Source organism: Mesorhizobium sp. WSM4306 (assembly GCF_007003975.1).
Classification (GTDB): Bacteria; Pseudomonadota; Alphaproteobacteria; order Rhizobiales; family Rhizobiaceae; genus Mesorhizobium.
Genome location: NZ_VFTC01000007.1, coordinates 1 through 22,619, shown reverse-complemented (window position 1 = coordinate 22,619; position 22,619 = coordinate 1). Strand labels below are relative to the sequence as shown.

Annotated in this window: 21 protein-coding genes; 13 read left to right on the top strand and 8 right to left on the bottom strand. The window is 62.0% G+C overall.

Annotated elements, in window-relative coordinates:
• Positions 1-31: 31 nt before the first annotated feature.
• The 6 genes from FJV77_RS10835 to FJV77_RS10810 all read right to left on the bottom strand — a co-directional run bounded on the left by FJV77_RS10835 (position 32) and on the right by FJV77_RS10810 (position 6,500).
• Positions 32-766, bottom strand: coding sequence for a ribonuclease activity regulator RraA (locus FJV77_RS10835; RefSeq protein ID WP_142866804.1), 735 nt, complete (start codon positions 764-766; stop codon positions 32-34).
• 23 nt (positions 767-789) lie between these two features.
• Complete coding sequence (locus FJV77_RS10830) at positions 790-1,953, bottom strand: mandelate racemase/muconate lactonizing enzyme family protein (RefSeq protein ID WP_142866803.1); 1,164 nt, start codon at positions 1,951-1,953, stop codon at positions 790-792.
• 31 nt (positions 1,954-1,984) lie between these two features.
• Complete coding sequence (locus FJV77_RS10825; RefSeq protein WP_142866802.1) at positions 1,985-3,082, bottom strand: ABC transporter ATP-binding protein; 1,098 nt, start codon at positions 3,080-3,082, stop codon at positions 1,985-1,987.
• A gap of 10 nt (positions 3,083-3,092) precedes the next feature.
• On the bottom strand, positions 3,093-3,983 hold the full coding sequence (locus FJV77_RS10820) for a carbohydrate ABC transporter permease (protein WP_142866801.1): 891 nt from the start codon (positions 3,981-3,983) through the stop codon (positions 3,093-3,095).
• Positions 3,980-4,942 (bottom strand): sugar ABC transporter permease, encoded by a 963-nt coding sequence (locus tag FJV77_RS10815; RefSeq protein WP_142866800.1) that lies wholly within the window; start codon positions 4,940-4,942, stop codon positions 3,980-3,982. Before FJV77_RS10815 ends, FJV77_RS10820 begins: the two co-directional genes overlap by 4 nt.
• Before the next feature lie 76 nt (positions 4,943-5,018).
• The gene (locus FJV77_RS10810; protein WP_142866799.1) at positions 5,019-6,500 is read right to left on the bottom strand and encodes a sugar ABC transporter substrate-binding protein; all 1,482 of its coding nucleotides are present in this window, start codon (positions 6,498-6,500) and stop codon (positions 5,019-5,021) included.
• A 209-nt stretch (positions 6,501-6,709) separates the two neighbouring features.
• Here FJV77_RS10810 and FJV77_RS10805 point away from each other — a divergent pair, with 209 nt between their 5' ends.
• The 12 genes from FJV77_RS10805 (at position 6,710) to FJV77_RS10750 (ending at position 20,185) form a co-directional block, all read left to right on the top strand.
• A complete protein-coding gene (locus FJV77_RS10805; protein WP_112562095.1) occupies positions 6,710-7,420 on the top strand; it encodes a GntR family transcriptional regulator in 711 nt (236 codons plus the stop codon).
• Positions 7,421-7,475: 55 nt separating this feature from the next.
• Positions 7,476-8,642, top strand: a complete 1,167-nt coding sequence (locus FJV77_RS10800) for a mandelate racemase/muconate lactonizing enzyme family protein (protein WP_142866798.1) — start codon at positions 7,476-7,478, stop codon at positions 8,640-8,642.
• A gap of 65 nt (positions 8,643-8,707) precedes the next feature.
• On the top strand, positions 8,708-10,066 hold the full coding sequence (locus FJV77_RS10795) for a mandelate racemase/muconate lactonizing enzyme family protein (RefSeq protein ID WP_142866797.1): 1,359 nt from the start codon (positions 8,708-8,710) through the stop codon (positions 10,064-10,066).
• 103 nt (positions 10,067-10,169) lie between these two features.
• The gene (locus FJV77_RS10790; protein WP_142866796.1) at positions 10,170-10,496 is read left to right on the top strand and encodes an NIPSNAP family protein; all 327 of its coding nucleotides are present in this window, start codon (positions 10,170-10,172) and stop codon (positions 10,494-10,496) included.
• 8 nt (positions 10,497-10,504) lie between these two features.
• The gene (locus FJV77_RS10785) at positions 10,505-11,701 is read left to right on the top strand and encodes a mandelate racemase/muconate lactonizing enzyme family protein (RefSeq protein ID WP_142866795.1); all 1,197 of its coding nucleotides are present in this window, start codon (positions 10,505-10,507) and stop codon (positions 11,699-11,701) included.
• A gap of 406 nt (positions 11,702-12,107) precedes the next feature.
• Positions 12,108-14,153, top strand: coding sequence for a flotillin family protein (locus tag FJV77_RS10780; protein ID WP_142866794.1), 2,046 nt, complete (start codon positions 12,108-12,110; stop codon positions 14,151-14,153).
• Between the two features lie 40 nt (positions 14,154-14,193).
• Positions 14,194-14,421 carry a 4-oxalocrotonate tautomerase family protein gene (locus FJV77_RS10775; RefSeq protein ID WP_142866793.1) on the top strand — a complete coding sequence of 76 codons (228 nt, stop codon included), beginning with the start codon at positions 14,194-14,196 and terminating at the stop codon, positions 14,419-14,421.
• Positions 14,422-14,757: 336 nt separating this feature from the next.
• Entirely contained in the window at positions 14,758-15,693 is a 936-nt protein-coding gene (locus tag FJV77_RS10770) for an ABC transporter substrate-binding protein (protein WP_142866957.1), read from the top strand.
• 97 nt (positions 15,694-15,790) lie between these two features.
• The gene (locus FJV77_RS10765) at positions 15,791-16,714 is read left to right on the top strand and encodes an ABC transporter permease (RefSeq protein ID WP_142866792.1); all 924 of its coding nucleotides are present in this window, start codon (positions 15,791-15,793) and stop codon (positions 16,712-16,714) included.
• Entirely contained in the window at positions 16,711-17,556 is an 846-nt protein-coding gene (locus FJV77_RS10760; protein WP_142866791.1) for an ABC transporter ATP-binding protein, read from the top strand. The genes FJV77_RS10765 and FJV77_RS10760 overlap by 4 nt, the downstream gene beginning before the upstream one ends.
• 211 nt (positions 17,557-17,767) lie before the next feature.
• On the top strand, positions 17,768-19,297 hold the full coding sequence (locus tag FJV77_RS10755; RefSeq protein WP_142866790.1) for an MDR family MFS transporter: 1,530 nt from the start codon (positions 17,768-17,770) through the stop codon (positions 19,295-19,297).
• A 51-nt stretch (positions 19,298-19,348) separates the two neighbouring features.
• Entirely contained in the window at positions 19,349-20,185 is an 837-nt protein-coding gene (locus tag FJV77_RS10750) for an amidohydrolase (RefSeq protein ID WP_142866789.1), read from the top strand.
• 55 nt (positions 20,186-20,240) lie between these two features.
• Here the strand turns inward: FJV77_RS10750 and FJV77_RS10745 are convergent, their stop codons facing one another.
• Complete coding sequence (locus FJV77_RS10745; protein WP_142866788.1) at positions 20,241-21,026, bottom strand: SDR family oxidoreductase; 786 nt, start codon at positions 21,024-21,026, stop codon at positions 20,241-20,243.
• Between the two features lie 83 nt (positions 21,027-21,109).
• Between FJV77_RS10745 and uxuA the strand changes: the two genes are divergently transcribed.
• Positions 21,110-22,294 (top strand): mannonate dehydratase, encoded by a 1,185-nt coding sequence (gene uxuA / locus FJV77_RS10740; RefSeq protein ID WP_142866787.1) that lies wholly within the window; start codon positions 21,110-21,112, stop codon positions 22,292-22,294.
• 12 nt (positions 22,295-22,306) lie between these two features.
• Here uxuA and FJV77_RS10735 read toward each other — a convergent pair whose 3' ends face one another.
• Positions 22,307-22,519, bottom strand: coding sequence for an amidohydrolase family protein (locus FJV77_RS10735; protein ID WP_348643820.1), 213 nt, complete (start codon positions 22,517-22,519; stop codon positions 22,307-22,309).
• Between the last annotated feature and the right edge of the window lie 100 nt (positions 22,520-22,619).

The window sequence follows — 22,619 nt, the reverse complement described above, 5'->3', positions numbered from 1 at the left end:
ACTCCTGGGCTAACAGGGTCGCCTGCAATTCTTATCGATTGGCTTTGCGCCATTCCTCATATTCGCCACGGGCGTCGTCATGCAGCGGATAGTAACGCTGCAGCGGGGCGCCCTGCATCAGCTTCTCACGCGAGAACTCTTCCCAGTCGTGATGCTTCTTTGCCTCTTCGATCACCTTGGACGCCATCGAGACGGGAACAACCACGGCGCCATCATCGTCGGCGACGATGATGTCGCCGGGGATCACCGTGACACCGCCACAGGCAATCGGCACGTTGACGGCATTGGGGTAGATGCTGGTTTGCACATGGTAGTTGGGCGTCCAGCCGCGCAGCCACAAAGGCAGATCGAGCTTCTCGACATTGGGCCGGTCGCGCATGCACCCGTCGATGACGATGCCCGCGCCGCCTCTGCCCTTGAAATAAGTCGACATCATATCGCCGAAGACGCCGGAGCTCATGTCGCCGCGCGCGTCGACCACGACCACGTCGCCCTCCTGGGCATGATAGAGCACGTGGCGGTGCAACTGCGTCTCCGGATCGGCATATTCTCCCTCATTGAAGAGGTCGGGCCGCTGCGGCAGGAATTGCAGCGTCAGCGCCGGCCCGACGATCGACTTGCCGTGGTTCTGCGCCACCGGACCGACCATGTGCGGATTGCGGAAGCCCATGTGGCCAAGCGTGCCGGCAACCGTCGCGGCGCCGATCTCCCTTAGCGCGTCGATCAGGTCTTTTGGCGGCCGCGTGATGTCGGGGGTATGCGTCATTGTGGACTCCGGTTGAAAGGAAACTACCAGTTCGTGACAGACCCGTCGCGACGCCTGAGGTGCGGCGCTTCCCAGAAGCGGAAGCTCTGCGCCTGGATCGCCGCCTCGTTGATCTCGACGCCCAGTCCCGGCAAATCGCTGACCGGATAATCGGGGCCGTCCAGCCGTGGTTGCACGGGAAAGAACTCGGAATTGTCGAAGCCCAGCTTCCTTTCCGGCGCCCTGGTCTCGAGCCAGGCGAAATTCGGCACCGCCGCGGCGAGATGGATGGTCGCGGCCGTGCACACCGGGCCAAGGGGATTGTGCGGCATCAGGTCGACATAGTGCGCCTCGCTCCAGCCAGCCACCTTCATCGCCTCGGTGAGCCCGCCGACATTGCAGACATCGAGCCGGTTGAACTGGTGGATGCCGCGCTCGATGTAGGGCAGGAACTGCCATTTGCTGGCAAATTCCTCGCCGATGGCGAACGGGATGTCGGTCATCGTGCGCAGCGATTCGTAAGCCTCCGGTGTCTCGTCGCGTATCGGCTCCTCAAGAAAATCGAGCACGCCACGGCCGAGCTTGTTGCAGAAGCTCGCCGCCTCGGCCACCGACAGCCGATGATGATAGTCGATACCAAGGACCACCTCGTCGCCCAGCGCCTCGCGTGCCTTGTTCAGCATCCTCGCGGTAGCGCCGATCGACTCGCGTGGCTCGAAGATGTCCTTGCTGCTTTGCCCGGCGGGGAAGAAGCGGATCGCCTGCCACCCCTGTGAGCACAGTTCCCGGGCTCGCTCGACGGCAACATCGCCCTCGGCCTCATCTCCGGTCGAGGCGAAGGTGGGGATGCGGTCGCGCTGTTTGCCGCCGAGCAGCTGGTAGACCGGCACCCCCAGCGCCTTGCCCTTGATGTCGTGAAGGGCAATGTCGATGGCGGAAATTGCCGCCTGCAGAACGCGTCCGCCTTCGAAGTACTGGCTGCGATAGACCTCCTGCCAGATCCGCCCGATCTGCATCGGGTCGCGGCCGATGAGAAATTCGCGATAGTGCTCGAGCGCGCCGGCCACGGCCTTTTCGCGACCGCTCAAGCCGCTCTCGCCCCAGCCGCATATGCCCTGGTCGGTCTCGACCTTGACGAGCATCTGGTTGCGCGTTCCCACCCACACCGGATAAGGCTTGATCGCCGTGATCTTAAGCTTCGTGGTCATTCACACGCATTCCCCCACGCATCCCCCTGTCTCAATCGGCCTGGAGGGCCATCTCCGTTTCGCCGTCGAACAGATGGATGCGTTCCTGATCGAACTCGAGCCAGATGTGCTCGTCGGGTGTGACGGCGATGTTGGGAGACACGCTGATGTTGACGATCGCGCCGGAGAGGAACGCCTGCACGAAGGTGACGTCTCCGGTTGGTTCCACCGTATAGGCCTTGGCCGGAATGGCGCCGGGGGCAGCGCTCTTGTGCAGCTTGATCGTCGAATGTCGCGCGCCGAGCACGATCTTCCTCGTGGTTGCTCCCAGAACCTTGCGCGCGTTGAGTTGCGACAGCGGGAGGCTCCAGCCTTCGGCGCTCGTCAGAACGGTGCCGCCGTTTGCGGTCGATACCTCTAGCGGGATAAGACTCATCGCCGGGCTGCCGACGAAGCTCGCGACGAACATGTTGGCGGGATGGGCGAAAACTTGCGCCGGCGAATCGTATTGCTGCAGGAAGCCGCCGTTCATCACAGCCATCCTGTCGGCCATCGTCACGGCCTCGAGCTGGTCGTGCGTCACATAGACAATCGTTGCCTTGAGGTCCTGGTGGAACCGCTTGATTTCGGACCGCATCTGCACGCGCAGCTTTGCGTCGAGATTGGAGAGCGGTTCGTCCATCAGGAATACCGCCGGATCTCGAACCAGGGCGCGACCCAGGGCCACGCGCTGTTGTTGCCCGCCCGAGAGTTCGCGTGGCTTGCGCTCGAGCAACTGCGTCATGTCGAGCACCTTCGCCGCTTCCCTGACCTTCTTGTCGATCTCGTCCCTGGGCAGCTTGCGCATTTGCAGCGGGAAGGCGAGGTTCATATAGACCGACTTTTGCGGATAGAGCGCGTAGTTCTGGAACACCATTGCGATGTCCCGGTCCTTGGGGTCGAGGCCGTTGACCACCCGGTCGCCGATGAAGATATCGCCCGACGTTATCGGGATCAGCCCGGCGATGAGATTGAGCGTCGTCGTTTTGCCGCAGCCTGAGGGGCCGACGAGCGCAACGAATTCGCCGTCATTGACCGTCAGCGAGACATTGTTGACGGCTTTGAAGCTGCCATAGGTCTTGATCAGATCTTTGAGGACCACGTGGGCCATCGGCAGCTCCCTAGTGCTTGACCGCGCCTTCTGTAAGGGCGCGTACGAAGTATCGTTGCAGGACGAGGAACAGCACCACGACGGGCACGCTCATCATGAAGCTGGCGGCCATCAGGCCGGGAAAGTCCGTCGTGTTTTCCGAGAAGAAGCGCTGGATACCGACCGGCAGCGTCAACTGCTCGTTCTTCGACAGGAAGGTATAGGCGTAGATGTACTCGTTCCACGCGCCGATAAAGGAATAGATCGCCGTTGCGATGATCCCCGGTGTCGAGAGCGGCATCACGATCAGGATAAAGGCCTGGAACCGGGTTGCCCCATCGATGCGCGCTGCCTGTTCGAGCTGCACCGGAATGTTGTCGTAGAAGCCCTTGAGCAGCCAGATCGCCAGCGGCAAACCGAATGTGAGGTAGGTGAGGATGAGCGATCCATGCGTGTTCACCAGCCCGAGCATGCGCATCAGGATGAAGAGCGGCACCAGAAAGATCACCGCCGGGAACATGTTGCGCAGCAGCACGGTGAAGAACAGGAAGTTCCGGCCGGGGAAACGGAAGCGCGAAAACGCGTAGGCTGCAGGGACAGCCACGATCACCGAAAGGATTGTCGTGGCGGTCGACACGAAAAGGCTGTTCCAGAAGAAGCGGAGGAAGTCCTGGCCGACACTGTTCTGCGGATCGAGCAGCTTCTGGTAGCTGGCGAGGGTGGGTTCGTCGGGCCACCATTGCGGCGGGAATTGCATCGCCGCGAACCCGGATTTGATGGAAGTGATCAGCATCCAGACCATCGGCAACGCTGTGTAGAGCAGCATGAACACGAGGAAGATGCGTCCGGCCCACCGCCATCCGTCGACGCCCCCACGGCGACAGGACCGGCTTCGAGAAGCAGTCTCGGCAATCGTGCTCATGAGTTCGCCTCTTTGCGCTCGTTGCCGCTCAGCGCGCGGACGTAGAAGTAACCCAGTGTCATCATGAACAGGAACAGGAGCACCGAATAGGCCGAAGCCACCCCCCAGCGCTGCCGGCCGAAGGCGAGCTCATAAATATGGGTGATCCAGATATGTGATGCGTTGGACGGCCCGCCGCCGGTCATGATCCACGGGATGATGAAGGAATTGAAGTTGGCCACTGCGAGTAGCAAGATCGTCACCGTCGAGACGTCTCTCAGGTGCGGGAAGGTGACGTGCCAGAAGCGCTGCCACGCATTGGCCCCGTCGACTTTGGCGGCGCGCAGCAACTGGTCCGGGACTGTCTGCAGGCCGGCCATCATCATGATCATGGCAAACGGAAACTCGCGCCAGATATTGACGACGATCAGGGAGGGCAACACCGTGCTGACGCTGTCGATGAAGTTCGGCGGCCGGTCGGTCAATCCGAGGCCGACCAGCACTGCGCCGATGATGCCGAAATCCGAATGGTAGATCCACTTCCAGATATAGGACGCGGCGACCGCGCTGATCACCCAGGGAATGATCAGGATAGCGCGCAACACACCACGGCCGACAAAGTCGCGGTGGAGCGCCAGCGCGGCGGCAAAGCCGAGGGCGAAGGAGATGAAAGTGGATGCCAATGTCCAGACAAGAGTGTTCCACGTGACCTTCCAGAACACCTGACTTGTGAGGATGGCCGTGTAGTTGTCGAAGCCGATGAAGATCTTGTCGCGAAGCTGCAGACCGGGCGGCGTATTAAAGAACGACAGCTCGACCGTGTAGTAGATTGGGTAAGCGATGACGATGAGCATCACGACGATCGCAGGCAGCACATACGCGTAGTCTGCGCGATGCTCCCAGATCTTTTGCAGCAGCAGGCTCCAACGAGCGGGCCGCAACTCTTGCCGAGCCCCGGTCTTGCCGGTCACGATCGTCACTTTGGCGTGCCCTTGTTCTTCGGAACGAACCGGCTGCACTCTCGGTGCAGCCGGTGGATCGCAGGTCAGGCTTCGCCTAGAGTCCGCCGCCCATCAGCTCTTTCACCCTCTTGGCCGCGTCGTCCGCTGCTTGATCGACGGTCATCGCCCCGGTCAGGGCATTCTGCAGCATGTCCGGGACGATGATGTTCATGATCTCGGGGGACTGCGGCAGCGCCGGGAACGGGATGCCGTATGGCAGCATCGAGGTCGTGACATCAAGGAACTTGATGTTGTCCAGACGTTCCTTCATCCATTTGGTCTTGAAGCCGTTGAGGTTGCCCGGGTTTGAGCCGGCGTAGGCCATCTTCAGCGACCATTCCGGGCTGGTCCACATGCAGATGATTGCCTTCGCGGCCGGCTCGTCGACCTTGCCGCCCTCGACATATTCGGGCTTGAGGATGTGAATGTTCGAGCCGCCGAACACGACTGCGCGCTTGCCGTCCGGGCCGGTCGGAATCAGTCCGTAGCGCATGTTGTCGATGACGGTCTGCGCCTTGTCCTTGTCGGTGCCGGTCGCCTTCTTCTGCAGATCGAGCATGACGTTATAGTCGGACGGGTGCGAGATCATCATGCCAAGCTGGCCGGCCAGGAACAGGGGCTGGTTGTCGGCCTGCTGGTTGGTGAGTGCCGAAACCGGAACCGATTTGTCGCGAACATACATGTCGTAGGATGCCTGCAGCGCCGCCTTGCTTTGCGGGCTGTTGAGTTCGATCTCCTTGTAGGTCGGGTTTGCCGAGGCTTCGTCGAAGACGCCGCCGCCATAGGCCCACAGCTGCGGCATGAAGCGGTACGGCGTGTTGCCGGCATTCTTGCGGGCGACGAGGCCGTAACCGGCAATGCCGAGCTTGTCATGGATCTGCTTGGAATACTTGACGACGTCATCCCAGGTTGCCGGGGCCTTGTCCGGATCGAGGCCGGCACGCTTGAATATGTCGGCGTTCCAGATGAACGCCATTGTCTCGTTGTTGGTTGGAATGCCGTAAGTCACGCCGTCCCAAGTAACGGCCTTCATGGCGCCGGGCCAGAAATCCTCGGTCGAATATCCGACATCCTCGGGCTTGAGCGGCTGCAGATAGCCTTTTGAGGCGAACTCGGTGCCGCCCAGAATCTGAAGGCGAACCGCCATCGGCGCGGCATTGCCAAGGAGCGCCGTGCGGAACTTGTCGAGGAGATCGTTGTAGGTGAGGGCTTGTTCTTCCAGCTGGATGTTCGGATAGGTCTTGCGGAAGGTTTCGAAGAAATCCTTGTAGTACTGGCGTAGGAGGTCGGGGTCACCCTCGAACACGCCCTGATACCAGAAAGTCAGTCGCCCTTTGTAGTCTAGAGGGGTGACCTTGCCGCAATCGGCGGCCGTGTCGAAATCCTGCGTGCCCGCAATGGAGCGCACATATTCCGGCGACCACTTGCTCAAGTCGACCGGCGCCGCACCCAGCGCCGATGCGGACATCAACGATACCATCAAAGCAGTGGAGACAGTGCCGCGCAGGACGGCACCGCCGAGTGAAATCCTCGTCATAGGGTATCCTCCAGGTTTCTCTCCCACGCCGCTCTGCGTCGAGGCGAGCGGTCCTGCTCGTCGGTGGCCGAACGTGCCGTTCGATGTATCCCTTCGAGCGCTTCATACGTTTTCAGATCGTGGATTGTCTGTCAACGCGCCAAATCGTACATTGTTTATGGAAACCGTGCGTGATATCGATCAAAGCGTGTATTGATTTGGGGGCAACCTTGGCCGAAGCAAGCGATTTCAAAGCAGAGCCACCCGAAGGGATCGACCCTATCGGGGCCTCCAGCGAGGGCGCTTCGCTTTATCAACTGATCAGGGAAGACATCATCGAGGGGCGGCTCGCCGCCAACGAACGGCTTGTGGTCACCGATCTCGCCCGGCGTCACGGTACCTCGACCAACCCCGTGCGCGAGGCTCTGCAGCTGCTGCGGGGCGAGGGCTTTGTCACCTTTGTTGCCAACCGTGGGGCGCGCGTGCGGCCTATAGACCAGGATTTTGTCCGGGATATCTACGAGATCGGAGTCCTGATCGAGCCAGCACTGACGCGATGGTTTGTGAATATGGCTACCGTCGAGGACATTGCCGAACTCGAACGTATCCAAGGCCTGATTGAAGAGAACAATTTTGCCGACACGTTCAGGCACAGCGAGTTGGATACCGCCTTTCACACCGTGATGTACCAAAGGCACTACAACCGCCATGCCGCCGAGCTTTGGTGGAAGCATCGCGAAGTGCTGCGGGCTGTGAGCCGGCGTTTCAATTTCACGCTCGCCCGGCGTGCCGCGATCCTTCGGGAGCACCGCGAGCTCATCGCCCATGTAAAAGCGGGAAATGCCGACGAGGCAGCCGAACTCATTGCGCGCCATGTCGAAGGCTCCGGCCGGCATGTCCTTGAACACATGCGCGCGCGCAGCGCCGCTCGGGCGGGATAGAATATCCGGTCCGGAACGCCGCTATCCCGATCCAGTTCACATAAAGGCAGTTGAGATGAAAATCACGAGCGTTCGGCCGTGGCTGATCAAGTCCGGTGCTTCTTACTGGGGAGAGTTCCTGTTCGTCGAAGTGACGACCAACGAGGGGGTAAGCGGCTGGGGAGAGATCACCACCACCACAAGGCTCGCCAACCGCGCTCTCTGCACGATCCTGCGGCAGATCGGTGCCGCCGTGACCGGTGAGGACCCGGCGCGTATCGAGTATCTGTGGCACAAGATATTCCGCAGCTTCACCTATATGGGCAGCCGCGGCGCCGCCGTCGAATGCGTGAGCGCCATCGACATAGCTCTGTGGGACATCCGCGGCAAAGTCCTTGGCAAGCCGATCTACGAACTGCTGGGCGGGCCGGTACGCGATGAGGTCGCACTCTATACCCATCCTGACCAACGCAAGTTTACCAGCAAGGAGGCTGTGGTTCGCGAAATTCGAGACATCGTCGAGTCCGGACACACTGGGCTGAAGTTCGATCCTTTCCCGCATCAGGGCCGCACCGCCGATGGGCAATCGCGCGAGCAGCGGGACGGCTACCTCGATGGCAGCATGACCCGCAAGGACGAGCGCGAAGCGGCCGAACTCACAGCTTTGATCCGCCAAACGGCAGGCCCCGACATCGACGTCCTCATCGATGCGCATGGTCGCTTCGACGTCCCTACCGCCATTCGCCTCTGCCGGAGCCTCGAGGAAGCCGGCCAGATCGACTGGTTCGAGGAACCCTGTCCGCCCGAGAGCCTTAACGCCCTCAAACAGGTGCGCGAGAAAGTCAGTGCCGCTATCTCGTGGGGCGAGCGCGGCCACACGAAGTGGGATTTCGTGCCGGTGCTCGAGAACAAGCTCGCCGATTACATCATGCCGGACGTGACCTGGACCGGCGGCATCACCGAACTCAAGAAGATTTCCGCTCTGTGCGAAGCCTACTACATCCCGGTGTCGCCGCATGACGCTGCCGGGCCGATCAATGTGGTCGCGGGAGCCCAGGTGATGATGACCGTTCCCAACTTCTACAAGCTCGAGACGTCGGAGTGGAACCTTGGCAAATACGATCACCTCATCGACAGACCCCTCGACGTGTCAAACGGCAACCTCAAGCTGACGTCGGAACCCGGTCTGGGTGTTGAGATGAACCGCGAGTACCTGCAGGCCCACGAGATTGAGCTGGGCTAGCAATGCTCTCGCCCGGCGCAGCGTGCGGGCCCGCCAAGCGCAGCCAACCAGAACGAGGATAGATCATGCTAAAGACGGACGCAGCCGGCGAGACGCTCAATCGGGTGAACACGAACTCGAGGCCGAGCGAACTGCGCATCACCGACCTGCGCGTCGCCGAGATCGTCGGCGCGCCGTTCACCTCGGCTTTGCTCAAGATCTACACCAACCAGGGCATTGTCGGCCTGGGCGAGGTGCGCGACGGCGCCAGCGCGACCTATGCGCTGATGCTGAAGAGCCGGTTGCTGGGCGAGAATCCCTGTGACGTCGACAGGCTGTTCCGGCGCATCAAGCAATTTGGCGGCCATGGGCGGCAAGGTGGCGGTGTCTCGGCAATCGAGATCGCGCTGTGGGACCTCGCCGGCAAGGCCTATGGCGTGCCGATCTACCAGATGCTCGGCGGACGGTTCCGCGACAAGGTGCGGGTCTATTGCGACACCGATGCGGACAAGCCCAGCGGCACCGAGACCGGCAAGCGGCTCAAGGCGCGGATGGATCTCGGTTTCACCTTCCTCAAGATGGACCTCGGGCTGGCGCAGATCTCGCACATACCGGGCGCGGTGGTGGCGCCGGCCGGCGTGCTCGACGGTTTCCGCAGCCATGCCGCCCGTGGTCCGGCGCGCACGCTCGACGAGCGGCGGGCGCGCAATGCCGCCTATGATGCGCAGAACGTGCCGCATCCCTTCACCGGTCTCCACTTCACCGAAAAGGGCATCGACCTGCTCGATCAATATATCCACGAAGTCCGCGAGGTGATCGGCTACGAGGTTCCGCTCGCCATCGACCATGTCGGCCACATCTCGCTGCAGGATGGCATCCGTCTCGCCCGGCGGATCGAGAAATACGCACCGGCCTGGCTCGAAGACGTGATCCCTTGGCAGTACACCGAACAGTATCGGCAGCTGCAGCAGGCTACGTCGGTGCCGATCTGCACAGGCGAGGACATCTACCTCAGGCAAGCGTTCGAGCCGCTGCTCAACGCGGGCATCTCGGTCATCCACCCAGACCTGCTGACGTCAGGCGGCATCCTCGAGACCAAGAAGATCGGCGACGCGGCGCAGGAGCATGGCGTTGCCATGGCCATTCACATGGCGGAAAGCCCGATCGCGGCGATGGCCGCGGCGCATGTCGCGGTGGCCACGGAAAACTTCATGGCGCTCGAATATCACAGCGTCGAAGTGGAGTGGTGGGACGACATCGTCACCGGTCTGCCCAAGCCGCTGGTCAAGGACGGGTTCATCACGGTGCCGGACAAGCCAGGCCTCGGCATCGACGACGTCGTCGATGAGGTCATCAGCCAACACCTGCAGGAGGGCGTCACGGGGATATGGCAATCCACCGAGCATTGGGACAATGAGTATAGCTGGGACCGGACCTGGAGTTAGCCCGGACCCCCTGGCCTCATTCCCCCAGGCTCGCGGGGCCAACGACCGACCATTCGTGTCGACCTCTCCCAAGGGAGAGGCGAAGAGAGAAACGGACGAAACCATGACCTACGAACTGCGTATCTATGACTGCCTGCCGGGCAGGCTGCCGGCTTTGCTCAAGCGTTTCAACGACCATACCTTGGCGCTGTGGGATAAGCACGGCATCCGCCAGGCGGGGTTCTTCACCACGGTGATCGGCGAAAGCAGCAATCGACTGACCTATTTCGTCGCCTGGGAATCCCTTGCCGAGCGCGAAGTGAAATGGAAGGCCTTCACCACCGATCCGGCATGGCTCAAGGTCCGCGACGAGTCCGAGCGCGATGGCCCGATCCTGGCCAATATTTCCAGCCAGTTTCTCGCGCCAACCGCCTTCTCGTCGGTGAAATAGAGGACATCATGAAGATTACCGATCTCCGGTGCGCCGTCATCGGCAAGCACCCCATCGTGCGCATCCTCACCGACGAGGGCCTCTATGGCCTCGGCGAGGTCGAGTACACCAAACCCTATCTCAAGCCTTGGGTGCTGCATTTCCGCGACGCGCTGATCGGCGAGGACCCGACCGATGTCGAGCGCGTGATGCTGAAGATCCGCCAGCGCGGCTCGTTCAAGCCCTACGGCGCCGCCGTCAGCGCCATCGAGCACGCGCTGTGGGATATTGCCGGCAAGGCGGCAGGCGTTCCGGTCTACAAGCTGCTCGGCGGCAAGGTCCGCGACCAGGTGCGGGTCTATAACGGCTCGATCCGCAAGAAGCGCACCGGCGACAGGCCGGAGGACTACGCGGCCGACGTCAAATGGATGATGGAGCGGCCGGAAAACTTCTTCATGGTCAAGCAAGGCATCAGCTTCCACTCCAATATGAAGACCAGCGTGCCCGACTTCCATTACGGCGTGCGCCAGCCGCCCATCTACCATGGCGCGATGGACCAGGGGCAGATCAGCGAGCGCGGCATGGCGCATATGATAGACTGCGTCATCGCCATGAAGGAGGTGCTGGGCGACAAGGTTTCGCTGGCGCTGGATTGCGGCCCCGGCTGGTTCCTGCCGGATGCGATCCGCTTTGCGCAGGCCGTCGAGAAATACAATCTGATGTGGCTGGAGGATATGCTCACCGGCGACTACGTTCCATGGGTCAATCCGCAGGCCTACCGCGAACTCACGACATCGACGTCCACCCCGATCCATACGGGCGAGCAGATCTACCTGCGTCACAACTTCAAGGAACTGATCGAGACCCAGGCGGTTCGCGTCATCGGCCCCGACCCCGCCGACATTGGCGGCATCGCCGAGCTCAAATGGGTGGCCGAGCACGCCTACATGCACTCGATCATGATGGCGCCGCACGGCACGGCGAACGGCCTGCTGGGCCTCGGCGCACTGATCAATGTCTGCGCCACGCTACCGGCCAACTACATCGCCTTCGAATATCCCAGCGCCTCCGACCCCTGGTGGGAGGATATCGTCATCGGCCTGCCAAAGCAGATCGTGAAGGATTCGATGGTCGACCTGCTCGAAGCTCCGGGATTGGGCCTCGACATGGATGCCGCGGCAGCGAAGAAGTATCTCAAGGAAGAGGACGCCGGTTTCTTCGACTAGCGCAAGGCAGCCCGCCGGATCGGTCGCCGACGGTTCCAGCCCGTCGGGGGCGCCATTTCGCGCTCTTGCCAATTTATTAAACCAACCACCACGCTATTCGAAATAGCGTCGGAAATACTCCTACAATTTTCGTGCGGACTATCTTTAAAACTGTTGGCGCGATATCTACGTCATTTGTCGTAGTGTCTATCAAGGCAACACCAATGTGAGATATTTCACGGCTACGCTTCCCCTCGGTGGGGACTCGGGACGCGCGGTCATTTTCCCATACAATGAGCAGCCCAAACGTTCGACACGCCCTTGAGTTGGTCGAGCGCGTCGGTGCGCAATCTCCACGCTTCGTCAAGCAACACCAACCGGCTGGCCGTCGGGTGAACGAACCCGCGCGCCCCACAGGAGAGAAGAGATGGAAGCCCTACAATATCTCGGCCCGATCGAATGGACGGCGATCGAGGTCGCCGTGCTGGTCATCGTGCTGGCAATCCTGCTCTGGTGGAGCGGCGTCGTCCGCTACATCCCAAACGACAGGCTCGGAATCCTGGAAAAACTATGGAGTTTTCGCGGTTCCATCAGCAATGGGTTCATCGCGCTCAACCGTGAGGCGGGCTACCAGCCGGAAGTCGTGCGCGGTGGCCTGCATTTCTTCATGCCGTTCCAATATTCGATGCATCGCGCCAATCTTGTCACTATCCCGCAGGGTCAGATCGGCTACGTCTTTGCCCGTGACGGCAAGCCGCTGCCTCCGACGCAGACACTTGCTTCCAACACCGACGCCGATGATTTCCAGGATGTGCGCGGCTTTCTCGAAAAAGGCGGACAGAAAGGACCGCAACGCAAGATCTTGCGTGAAGGCACGTATGCCATAAATCTCGCACAATTCATCGTGCTGACCACCCAGTCGATCTATTCCGTTAATCTGAGTGCCTCGGAACAAAGCCTTTTTTCCAATATGTCCAGCATGATCTCGGAGCGGGGCGGCTTTGAGCCGGTCGTCATCCATAATGCCGATGACATGATCGGCATCGTCACCATCCATGACGGTCCGGCCCTACCGGACGGCGAGATCATCGCACCGACCGTCGCCAACGATCCGAACGACCCGAACTTCCACAACAATTTTCAGGACCCGGAGAAGTTTCTCAATGCCGGTGGCTACCGTGGCCGGCAGTTGCAGGTGCTGGCCGACGGCAGCTACTTCCTCAATCGCATTTTCGCGACCGTCGAACTGGTCGAGAAGACGATCATCGACGTTGGCACGGTGGGTGTCGTCGTCTCCTATAACGGCCGCCACGGCACGGATATATCCGGGCAGGCATACCGTCACGGAGAGTTGGTCGAAATCGGCGCACGCGGCGTCTGGTCAACGCCGCTACTGCCAGGCAAGTATGCGTTCAATACCTATGCCGGCAAAATCATCACGGTGCCGACTACCAACTTCGTGCTCAAATGGACGAAGGAGCAGTTTGGCGAACATAGGCTGGACGAGAACCTGTCTGAAGTGTCGTTGATCACCAAGGATGCGTTCGAGCCTGTGCTGCCGCTCTCCGTCGTCGTGCATATCGACTATATGAAGGCGCCGCTTGTGGTGCAGCGGTTCGGTGACATCAAGCGCCTGGTCGAACAAACGCTCGATCCGATGGTCTCTGCCTACTTCAAGAATATCGCCCAGACAAAGACGCTGATCCAGCTTTTGCAGGAGCGTAGCGACATCCAGCGCAAATCGGGCGAGGAGATGCGCGAAAAATTCAATACCTACAGCCTCGAGCTGCAGGAAGTGCTGATTGGTACGCCACGTGCTGCCAATGGCCAGAACAGCATAGAGCAGATCCTGATCCAGCTGCGCGATCGCCAGATCGCAGTCGAAAAGGTCGAGACTTATAAATTGCAGGAGAAGGCAGCCATTCAGGAACGCACGTTGCGTGAGAAGGAGGCGCTCGCCGAACAGCAAGCCAAGATCACGACGTCGGCACTTACCATCGAGATCAGTGAGAACGAGGGTAAGGCGCAACTCGCCCGCACCCGCCAGGAGGCGGAAACCATTCAGGTCACTGCCAAGGCAGAGGCCGAGAAGGTGCGCCTCGGCGGCCAGGGCGAGGCCGACATGATCAAGGCTATCGCGCTTGCAGATGCCGAACGCATCAAGGTGACCGGTTTTGCGGATGCCGAGAAGGTGCGCGCCATCGGTCTGGCGGAGGCCGAGGCCACCGAGAAGAAGGTCGCGGCCTTCGGCGGCCCGGACTATCAGCTCAACTCGCAGGTTCTCATGCGCTTCGCCGAGGCGATCGAGAATGGCAGGCTACCGCTCGTGCCGCAGATCCAGATCGGCGCTAGCGGTGGCGAGAAGGGGGCTGCCAATGGCCTTGTCGAGATGATGCTTTCGATGCTCGTTGCCGACCGGGTTGGACAGCGGAACCTGCCGGATGCGACCCCGGCACCCGTTGAGGAGGATTGATTGAAAATGGGCCGGTTGTACCGGCCCATTTTTTTGCGCTCTGCCGAAACATGTCGCGGCAAGGAGCAGGAAACCCACTCACGCCGGCCGATCCGTTGAGGAGAAGGCCGCGCTGATCGCCGGAGTCAGCCAATTGCTGCTCGACGTCCTCCACAAGCCGCTCGAAGCGACCTTTGTTGTCATCGAGGAGGTCGAGCTGGAAAATTGGGGCTGGGGCGGATTGCCGGTGCCTGAGTATCGAAGGCGCCGGGCCGCCGGCAACAGCTGACCAACCGGGCCGCCACAATGTGGCGGCCCTCCGTCAGTCTTCAGTTCTCCTGAGGCGATCCGAAGGTCGCCGGTCAATTGGCTGCCCAAGTGAGTGGCATAAAGCATCAAACTAGCAAGCAAGCCGGTCTGCCTGCTATCAGACGGGCGGGGGCGCCGTTCGATCCTGGCGGCGCTGCTGCCGGGCATCGACAGCAGGATTTCGAAAGGCTTCCGGTCGCTTTGCGGCCGGGAAAGCGATAGATTCGCGATTGGCAACTGAACGTCAGGCGACGTCCAGCAGAAGCAGTGGGAGGAAGAATTGAAGGGTTTCATCTCAAGTCTCGCCGGAGGCGTCATGGCGCTGGCGATTTTGGGCTGCGCGAGCGCGTTCGCGGCCGACAAGGTCACCGTTGCGGTTACCGCGATCGTCGAGCATCCGTCGCTGGACGCGGCGCGCGCCGGCGTCAAGAAGGCCCTGGAGGATGCCGGCTACAAGGAAGGCGACAATCTGACCTTCGAGTTCGAGTCGGCGCAGGGACAGCCGGCGACCGCCGCGCAGATCGCGCAGAAATTCGCCGGCGAAAAGCCCAACGTCATCGTCGCGATCGCTACTCCATCGGCGCAGGCTGTGGTGTCGGCGACGCAGGATATCCCCGTGGTCTTCACCGCGGTCACCGATCCTGTCTCGGCGCAGATCGTCACCGACCGCGACCATCCGGGCGGCAACGTCACCGGCATTTCCGACTTCTCGCCGCTTGAGCAGCAGCTCGACCTGATCCGGGAATTCCTGCCTTCCGCCGCCAAGATCGGCGTGCCCTTCAATCCGGCGGAATCGAACAGCATCGCTTTGCTTGCGGCGCTGAAGGAACTGGGCAAGGCCAAGGGTTTTGAGATCGTCGAGGCGCCGGCGTCCAAGTCGGCCGATGTCGCGGGTGCGGCGCAGAACCTGGTCGGCAAGGTCGATGTCATCTATCTGCCGACCGACAACACCATCATCTCGGCGCTGGAGACGATCCTGGCCGTCGGCGCCGAGAACAAACTGCCGGTGTTCTCGGCCGAGAACGACACCGTCAAGCGCGGGGCGATCGCGTCCGTCGGCTTCGACTACTACCAGGTCGGCCTCGAGACGGGCGCGATCGTGGTGCGCGTGCTCAAGGGCGAAAAGCCGGGCGACATTGCGGTGCGCAACGCCACCGGCACCGACCTGATGGTCAACGCCAAGGCAGCCGAGGCCATGGGCGTGACGATCCCGAAAAGCGTGCGCGACCGCGCCAAGCAGGTCATCGAATAGGACAACCGCACGGGCGCCAAAGCGCCCTGCAGCACAGAAGGATCAGGCGTGGCGCGCAAGCGCCTCGCCTGATCTGTTAGGACCAACGGAGCGGTTCATGAACCTGATTTCCCTGATCGGCGCTGTCGAGATCGGGCTTGTCTTCGCGCTCGTGGCGCTAGGCGTCTACATTTCGTTCCGCGTCCTCGACTTTCCCGACCTGACGGTTGACGGCTCGTTTCCGCTGGGTGCTGCCGTCGCCGCGGCGATGATCTCGGGCGGCATCAATCCCATCACCGGCACGCTTGCGGCGATCGTCGCCGGCTGCCTTGCGGGCGTCGTCACCGCCTGGCTGAACATCCGCTTCGGCATCTTGCACTTGCTCGCCGGCATTCTCACCATGACCGCGCTGTTTTCGGTCAATCTGCGCATCATGGGTAGGCCCAACATTCCACTGATGAACCAGCCGACGCTGATCGACCTGTTTGCGTGGTTGCGGCCGCTGGTCGAGGCTTCCGGACTGCCAGGACGGCCGACGCTCAAGGTGCTGGCGCTGCTGATCATCGTCAGTGTTGTCGGCGCGTTACTTGCCCGCTTCCTGACCTCGGAATTCGGCCTGGCAATGCGCGCCACCGGCGCCAATCCGCGCATGGCGCAGGCGCAAGGCATTCCCTCCGAGATGCACACCTATATCGGCGTCGCAATGGCCAATGGGCTGGTGGCGCTGGCGGGCGCGCTGTTTGCGCAGACCGCCGGCTTTGCCGATGTCACCGTCGGCACCGGCACGGCGATCGCCGGCCTTGCCGCCGTGATCCTGGGCGAAACGATATTCCGGACGAAGTCGATCGTGATTGCGATCTTCTCCTGCGTCTTCGGCGCCATCGGCTATCGCATCGCCATTGCGCTTGCGCTGAACACCGGCTGGCTCGGCCTGCAGTCCTCCGACCTCAATCTGGTCACCGCGGTTCTGGTGGCGATGGCGCTCATCCTGCCCAAGGTCGTCAATCCGATGCGCAGTCTCCTGAAAAGGAGCGCGACATGATCAGCCTCAGCGACGTTCACGTCACCTTCGGCCGCGGCACGCCGCTCGAGCATCGCGCGCTGCGCGGCCTGGACCTCACCATCCCCGAAGGCGAGTTCGTCACCGTCATCGGCTCGAACGGCGCCGGCAAGTCGACGCTGCTCAATGTACTGAGCGGCACGGCAAGGCCGGAGCGAGGCTCGATCATCGTCGACGGCACGGACGTCACCCGCTGGTCGGCACCGAAGCGGGCGAAGCTGATCGCACGGGTGTTCCAGGATCCGATGGCCGGCACCTGCGAGCGGCTGTCGATTGAAGAAAACATGGCGCTCGCTTTTTCGCGCGGCAGCGTGCGGAGCTTCGGCCGCGCGCTCGATGCCTCCCGCCGCTCATTGTTTCGCGAAAAATTGTCGATGCTGGGCCTAGGCTTGGAGAACCGGCTTGGTGATTCGATGGGATTGTTGTCGGGTGGCCAGCGCCAGGCGGTCAGTTTGCTGATGTCGACGCTGACGGGCATGAAGATATTGCTGCTGGACGAACACACCGCCGCACTCGACCCGCGCACCGCGGCCTTCGTTCTGGAACTCACACGCAGGATTGTCGAGGAGCAGAGACTGACGGCGCTGATGGTGACGCACTCGATGCGTGATGCGCTCGACCATGGCACGCGCACGGTCATGCTGCATGAAGGGACCATCGTCTTCGACATTGCCGGCGACCAGCGCAAGAGCCTTGACGTTCCCGATATGCTCAACCTGTTCCGGCAGGCGCGCGGAGACGAACTCTCCGACGACAATCTGCTGCTCGGAATGGGCGCGAAGCAGGCAGCGGCGGTAAAGGTGGGCAAGACGGCGTCGAGCTGACCTCAACCTCTCTGTGTACAATGCCTCCGGTCAGGCTTCCGCACGTCGACATCCTCCCGCAGGAGCCGGGGCGCGGGAGAAGGAGGGGCGCCTCCGGCACTGGGGCTCTCCCTGTTAACCGGACGGACTGCGTCCAGGCATGGCGTTATCGCCTATTTGACACCTCTCGGTCGTGGGCACATAAATCGCGCCCCGAGCTACGGAGATCCCGATGACTGTCGACCAGACGCTGCCAGATGCGGCGCCCGTGGAGGCCGAAGCCAGGCCCGATCTGACGACACTGGTCGTCTATTTCGGTGCGTTGATCGCCATGTTCATGGCCACAATCGACATGCAGATCGTCGTCACCGCCTTGCCTACCATTGCCGGTGAACTCGGCAATCTGCATCTGTTCGGCTGGGTGGGTGCCGCCTATCTGCTGTCGACCGCCGCAGTCTCGCCTTTCTACGGCAAGCTCGGCGATATGTATGGTCGCAAGAATGTCGTGTTGACGGCAATCGGCCTGTTTCTCGTAGGGTCCCTGGTCTGCGGCATGGCTTGGTCGATGGAGAGCCTGATCGCCGCGCGCGTGCTGCAGGGCATTGGCGGCGGCGGGCTGATGGTCTCGGCCTTCGCCATGATCGGCGAGTTGTTCGGGCCGCGCGACCGCGCCAAATACCAGGGCTACAGTTCGGCGGTGTTCGCGCTGTCGTCGGTGCTCGGTCCCTTGGCCGGCGGCTACATCACCAGTCTGTTCGGCTGGCGCTGGGTGTTCCTGGTCAACCTGCCGATCGGCATCATCGTGATGGCGGTGCTGGCCTTCGCCATGCGCAGCCGGTTCAACGAGAGAAAGCACCACATCGACTATCTCGGCGGCGCGCTGCTCGCCATCGGCACGACGGCCATCGTCTATTGGGGCTATCATGTGCTCGACCCCACCGGGCCGGACCTCATCACCTTCGTGCTGCCGCTGGTCGCACTGGTCGCCATCGTCCTGTTCATCATGGTCGAGCGCCGGGCGGAAGAACCGATCGTGCCGTTGCGGCTGTTCGGCAACTCGACGGTCAGCATCGTCTCCGGCGTGTCGCTGGTCGCCGGAACGGTGACGCTGGGCATGTTCTTCTATTTCGCGCTCTACATGCAGACGCTGACGGGTCTAAGCCCGGCCGAAGTCGGCTTCCTGTTCCTGCCGGCGTCGCTGACGTCGATGGTCATCTCAATCGTCGCCGGTCGCGTGATTGCCGCAACCGGACGCTACAAATGGATGCCGGTGGTCGCAATGGCTATTGGCGGGTTCCTGATGCTGGGCTTCGTCGTCACCAACCAGCACACGCCGATCTGGGTGCTGGCGACAATGATGGCTGTGTTCGGCATCAGCATGGGCCTGCAGTTCCAGGTGCTGATCGTGGCGATCCAGGCGGCGGCACCCCTGCGGGACATCGGCGCGGTGACCTCGCTGATCACCCAGGCACGGACGCTCGGAGCATCGCTTGGACTGGCGCTGAACGGCGCGGTGATGATCTGGGCCCTGAACCGGCAGACTGCCGAACTCCCCGCCGATGCCGCCGCCCTGCTGCCGCAGGGCCTGAACGGGCTGACCCCGCATCTCGCGTCGAGCCTGCCGGGCGCGATCCGCGAAGTGGTGCTCGACCATTACTCCAGCGGGTTCAACGTGATGTTCATCTGGGTGGTGGCGCTCTACTTCGTCGCCATGGGGCTGACGTTGCTGCTCGAGGACAAAGAGATCCCGAAGCGGCATTGAACCAGGCCTCGAATATCTGGCGACGATACGAAATCGACTCGCGAGGAAAGCATGATCATTGACACCCATCTGCACCTGATCGATCTGTCGGCGCTGCGCTATCCCTGGCTTGCCGGCGCACCGGCGCTCAATCGCGATTTCCCACATGAGGAGTATGCGACCCAAGCCCGCCGCGCCGGCATCGAGGCGGCATTGCATATGGAGGTCGATGTCGATCAAGCCGACATCGAGGCCGAGACCAGCCATGTCAAGGCGCAGTCGCAGCAGGCGGGCAGTCTTTTGCGCGGCGCGATTGCCGCGTGTCGTCCAGAAGAGGGCGGCTTTGCCGCCTATCTCGAACGCCAACAGGCCGATCCCTTCATCAAGGGGTTTCGCCGCGTGCTGCATGTCATGCCGGACGAGCTTTCGGACAGTGCGCTGTTTCGCGATAACATCAGGCGGCTTTCCGGCAGCGGGCTGACCTTCGATCTCGTGGTCATGCCGCATCAGATTCCACGCGCGATTGCACTCGCCGATCTCGCGCCGGACGTCCAGTTCGTTCTCGACCATTGCGGCGTGCCCGATATCAAAGGCCGCGCCGAGCACCCATGGCGCGAGCACATGGCCGAGATCGCGCGGCGCCCCAATGTCACTGGCAAGATTTCGGGCGTCGTGGCCTATGCGGACCCCAGCTCGTGGAGTGTCGAGAACTTGCGTCCCTATGTCGAACACACGATCGAGTCTTTCGGGTGGGATCGCGTCGTCTGGGGCAGCGACTGGCCGGTGTGCACGCTTGGCGGAGGGCTCGCGACCTGGGTGGCGGCGACGCACGCGCTGATCGCGGGCGCCAGCCCCGAGGAGAGGATGAAATTGCTGTCGGGCAATGCCAGGCGGATGTGGAAGCTATAGGGCGATCGGACAAGGTTCGCGATTGCCGGCAAGCGTGCAGAACGCCATCACAGCCTTACTTCACGCCAATGCCTGCCGTCAGGCCGCCATCAATCCTGTAGTCGGCGCCGGTGCAGAAACCGGCTTTCGACGAGCACAGGAAGGCGATGAGCTCGGCCACCTCCTCCGGTTCGCCGATGCGGCCGAGCGGATGCGCCGCGCCGAAGCGCTTGTAGGCCTCTTCGACATCGGCATCGCTGCCACTCTCGCCGCGAGCGGCCTTCTCCAGGATCGGCGTGCGGATCGAGCCGGGGCTGACCGAATTGACGCGAATGCCCGCCGCCGCATAGTCGAGCGCCAGCGAGCGCGTCAGCGTGTGGATGGCGCCCTTGGTCGTGGCGTAGGCGGCGACGTTCTGCTGGCAGGCAAAACCCTGCACCGAGGCGACATTGACGATGGCGCCGCTGCCCCGTTTGATCATTTCCGGAATGCCGAAATGCGCCGTCAGATAGATCGAGCCGACATTGACGGTCATTGCCCGGTTCCAGGTTTCCCAATCGGTCGTCGTCGCGGTTCCGTACGGATGCACCGCGGCCGAATTGACGATGACGTCGAGGCCGCCGAATCTTGTGACGCCGGCCGCCACCGCGTCGCGCACCTGGTCGGGGACGGAGACGTCGGTGTCGACGACCAGCACTGCTGCTCCAGCGCTTTCCAGCTGGGCTTTCATCGCCGCGTTGGCGATGCGGTCGATGCCGCAGGCGATGATTGCGGCGCCGCCGGCCGCAAGGCGCCTGGCGGTCGCCAGGCCAATGCCGGTCGTCCCGGTCACCAGGGCCACCTTGCCCTCGAAATCCGTCATTTCTAAAAACTCCTTCCTTTTCTATCGACTCCCGTCGCGGTCCAACAATAAGTTGCCAACCTCTCGCAGAAGGAAAGCCGAAAATGGAACAATGCTGGCGCTGGTATGGACCTGACGATCCGGTGACACTCGATCATGTCAAGCAGGCTGGCGCCACCGGCGTGGTCTCGGCGCTTCACCATATCTACGACGGCAGGGCGTGGCCTGAAGCCGAAGTGCTGGAGCGCAAGCGCATCATCGAGGCGGCCGGACTGACCTGGTCGGTCGTCGAGAGCATCCCGGTCCACAATTCCTTCAAGATCGGCGCGCCGGAACGCGAGCGCTATGCCGGCTACTATCGCGATAGCATCCGCGCGCTGGCCAAGGCCGGCATCGCCACGATCTGCTATAATTTCATGCCTGTGGTCGACTGGACCCGCACCGATCTCGCCTACCGGCTGCCGACGACGGGCTATGCCCTGCGTTTCGATGCGATCGATTTCGCCGCCTATGATCTGTTCGTGCTGAAGCGAAAAAACGGCGCTGACAGCTACACGCCGGCGCGCATTGCGCAGGCGGAGAAGCGGCTCAAGGAATTGGCGCCCGAGAAGATCGACCAGATCGAGCGCAACCTCATCGCCGGCCTGCCGGCGACAGAGCGCAAGTATGACCGCGATAGTTTTCGCGAGGCGCTTGCCGACTATGACGGGATCGGGCCGAAGGAACTGCGCGACAACCTCGCCTGGTTCCTGCGCGAGATCATTCCTGTGGCGGAAGAGGAGGGGGTGCGCATGTGCATCCATCCTGACGACCCGCCCTTCTCGCTCTACGGCCTGCCGCGCGTCGTTTCGACCGCCGAGGATGCGCGCTTCATCTTGAGTGCTGTCGACAGCCAGGCCAATGGGCTGACGTTCTGCACCGGCTCCTACGGCACGCGCGCCGACAACGACATTGTCGCCATGGTCAAGGAATTCGCCGACCGCATCCATTTCGCCCATCTGCGCAACATCACCATCGAGAAGGACGGCTCGTTCTACGAGGCCGAGCATCTCGAGGGTGGCACCGACATGGCGCATGTCATCCTAGCGCTGATGCAGGAAGAGGCGCGCCGCCACAGAGAAGGCCGCGCCGACTGGCAAATCCCGATGCGGCCGGACCATGGCCATCTGCTCGCCGACGATATCGGCAAGACAAGGATCAATCCCGGCTACTCGCTGATCGGCCGCCTGAAAGGCCTCGCCGAACTGCGCGGTATCATGCGCGCCGTGGAGACGTTCGGGCTGGCTTGACAGGGCTGGACTTTATGCCCTGTCATCCCGGCGCCGGCCCAGCGTGCCGTCGCTGTAGATAATGCGGCCGGCGCGGAATGTCGCCCGCACCCGCGCCACCGGCTGGCGATCGGCTACCACCAGATCCGCCAAAAGTCCGAGTTCGATGGCGCCGCGATCGTTAAGGCCTAGCGCCGTCGCCGGATTGGCGCTGGTCAGCGCCGCCGCCTCCATCGGACTGCTCATAAAACCGGACAACTCATGTGCTACCTAAAGCCTGTCGCCTTTTAAAGGATTCAGGATTCCCCTTGGTTTGAGTTCGTGATTCATTGCGGTTGAAAGGAGA

What these genes read in the sequence shown, in the direction of transcription:
- FJV77_RS10780 (WP_142866794.1), top strand. Translation starts at nt 12,108, where the DNA reads ATGGAAGCCCTACAATATCTCGGCCCGATCGAATGGACGGCGATCGAG.
- FJV77_RS10820 (WP_142866801.1), bottom strand. Translation starts at nt 3,983, where the DNA reads ATGAGCACGATTGCCGAGACTGCTTCTCGAAGCCGGTCCTGTCGCCGT.
- FJV77_RS10750 (WP_142866789.1), top strand. Translation starts at nt 19,349, where the DNA reads ATGATCATTGACACCCATCTGCACCTGATCGATCTGTCGGCGCTGCGC.
- FJV77_RS10760 (WP_142866791.1), top strand. Translation starts at nt 16,711, where the DNA reads ATGATCAGCCTCAGCGACGTTCACGTCACCTTCGGCCGCGGCACGCCG.
- FJV77_RS10810 (WP_142866799.1), bottom strand. Translation starts at nt 6,500, where the DNA reads ATGACGAGGATTTCACTCGGCGGTGCCGTCCTGCGCGGCACTGTCTCC.
- FJV77_RS10800 (WP_142866798.1), top strand. Translation starts at nt 7,476, where the DNA reads ATGAAAATCACGAGCGTTCGGCCGTGGCTGATCAAGTCCGGTGCTTCT.
- FJV77_RS10835 (WP_142866804.1), bottom strand. Translation starts at nt 766, where the DNA reads ATGACGCATACCCCCGACATCACGCGGCCGCCAAAAGACCTGATCGAC.
- FJV77_RS10790 (WP_142866796.1), top strand. Translation starts at nt 10,170, where the DNA reads ATGACCTACGAACTGCGTATCTATGACTGCCTGCCGGGCAGGCTGCCG.
- FJV77_RS10795 (WP_142866797.1), top strand. Translation starts at nt 8,708, where the DNA reads ATGCTAAAGACGGACGCAGCCGGCGAGACGCTCAATCGGGTGAACACG.
- FJV77_RS10785 (WP_142866795.1), top strand. Translation starts at nt 10,505, where the DNA reads ATGAAGATTACCGATCTCCGGTGCGCCGTCATCGGCAAGCACCCCATC.
- FJV77_RS10770 (WP_142866957.1), top strand. Translation starts at nt 14,758, where the DNA reads ATGGCGCTGGCGATTTTGGGCTGCGCGAGCGCGTTCGCGGCCGACAAG.
- FJV77_RS10825 (WP_142866802.1), bottom strand. Translation starts at nt 3,082, where the DNA reads ATGGCCCACGTGGTCCTCAAAGATCTGATCAAGACCTATGGCAGCTTC.
- FJV77_RS10755 (WP_142866790.1), top strand. Translation starts at nt 17,768, where the DNA reads ATGACTGTCGACCAGACGCTGCCAGATGCGGCGCCCGTGGAGGCCGAA.
- FJV77_RS10765 (WP_142866792.1), top strand. Translation starts at nt 15,791, where the DNA reads ATGAACCTGATTTCCCTGATCGGCGCTGTCGAGATCGGGCTTGTCTTC.
- FJV77_RS10830 (WP_142866803.1), bottom strand. Translation starts at nt 1,953, where the DNA reads ATGACCACGAAGCTTAAGATCACGGCGATCAAGCCTTATCCGGTGTGG.
- FJV77_RS10745 (WP_142866788.1), bottom strand. Translation starts at nt 21,026, where the DNA reads ATGACGGATTTCGAGGGCAAGGTGGCCCTGGTGACCGGGACGACCGGC.
- uxuA (WP_142866787.1), top strand. Translation starts at nt 21,110, where the DNA reads ATGGAACAATGCTGGCGCTGGTATGGACCTGACGATCCGGTGACACTC.
- FJV77_RS10735 (WP_348643820.1), bottom strand. Translation starts at nt 22,519, where the DNA reads ATGAGCAGTCCGATGGAGGCGGCGGCGCTGACCAGCGCCAATCCGGCG.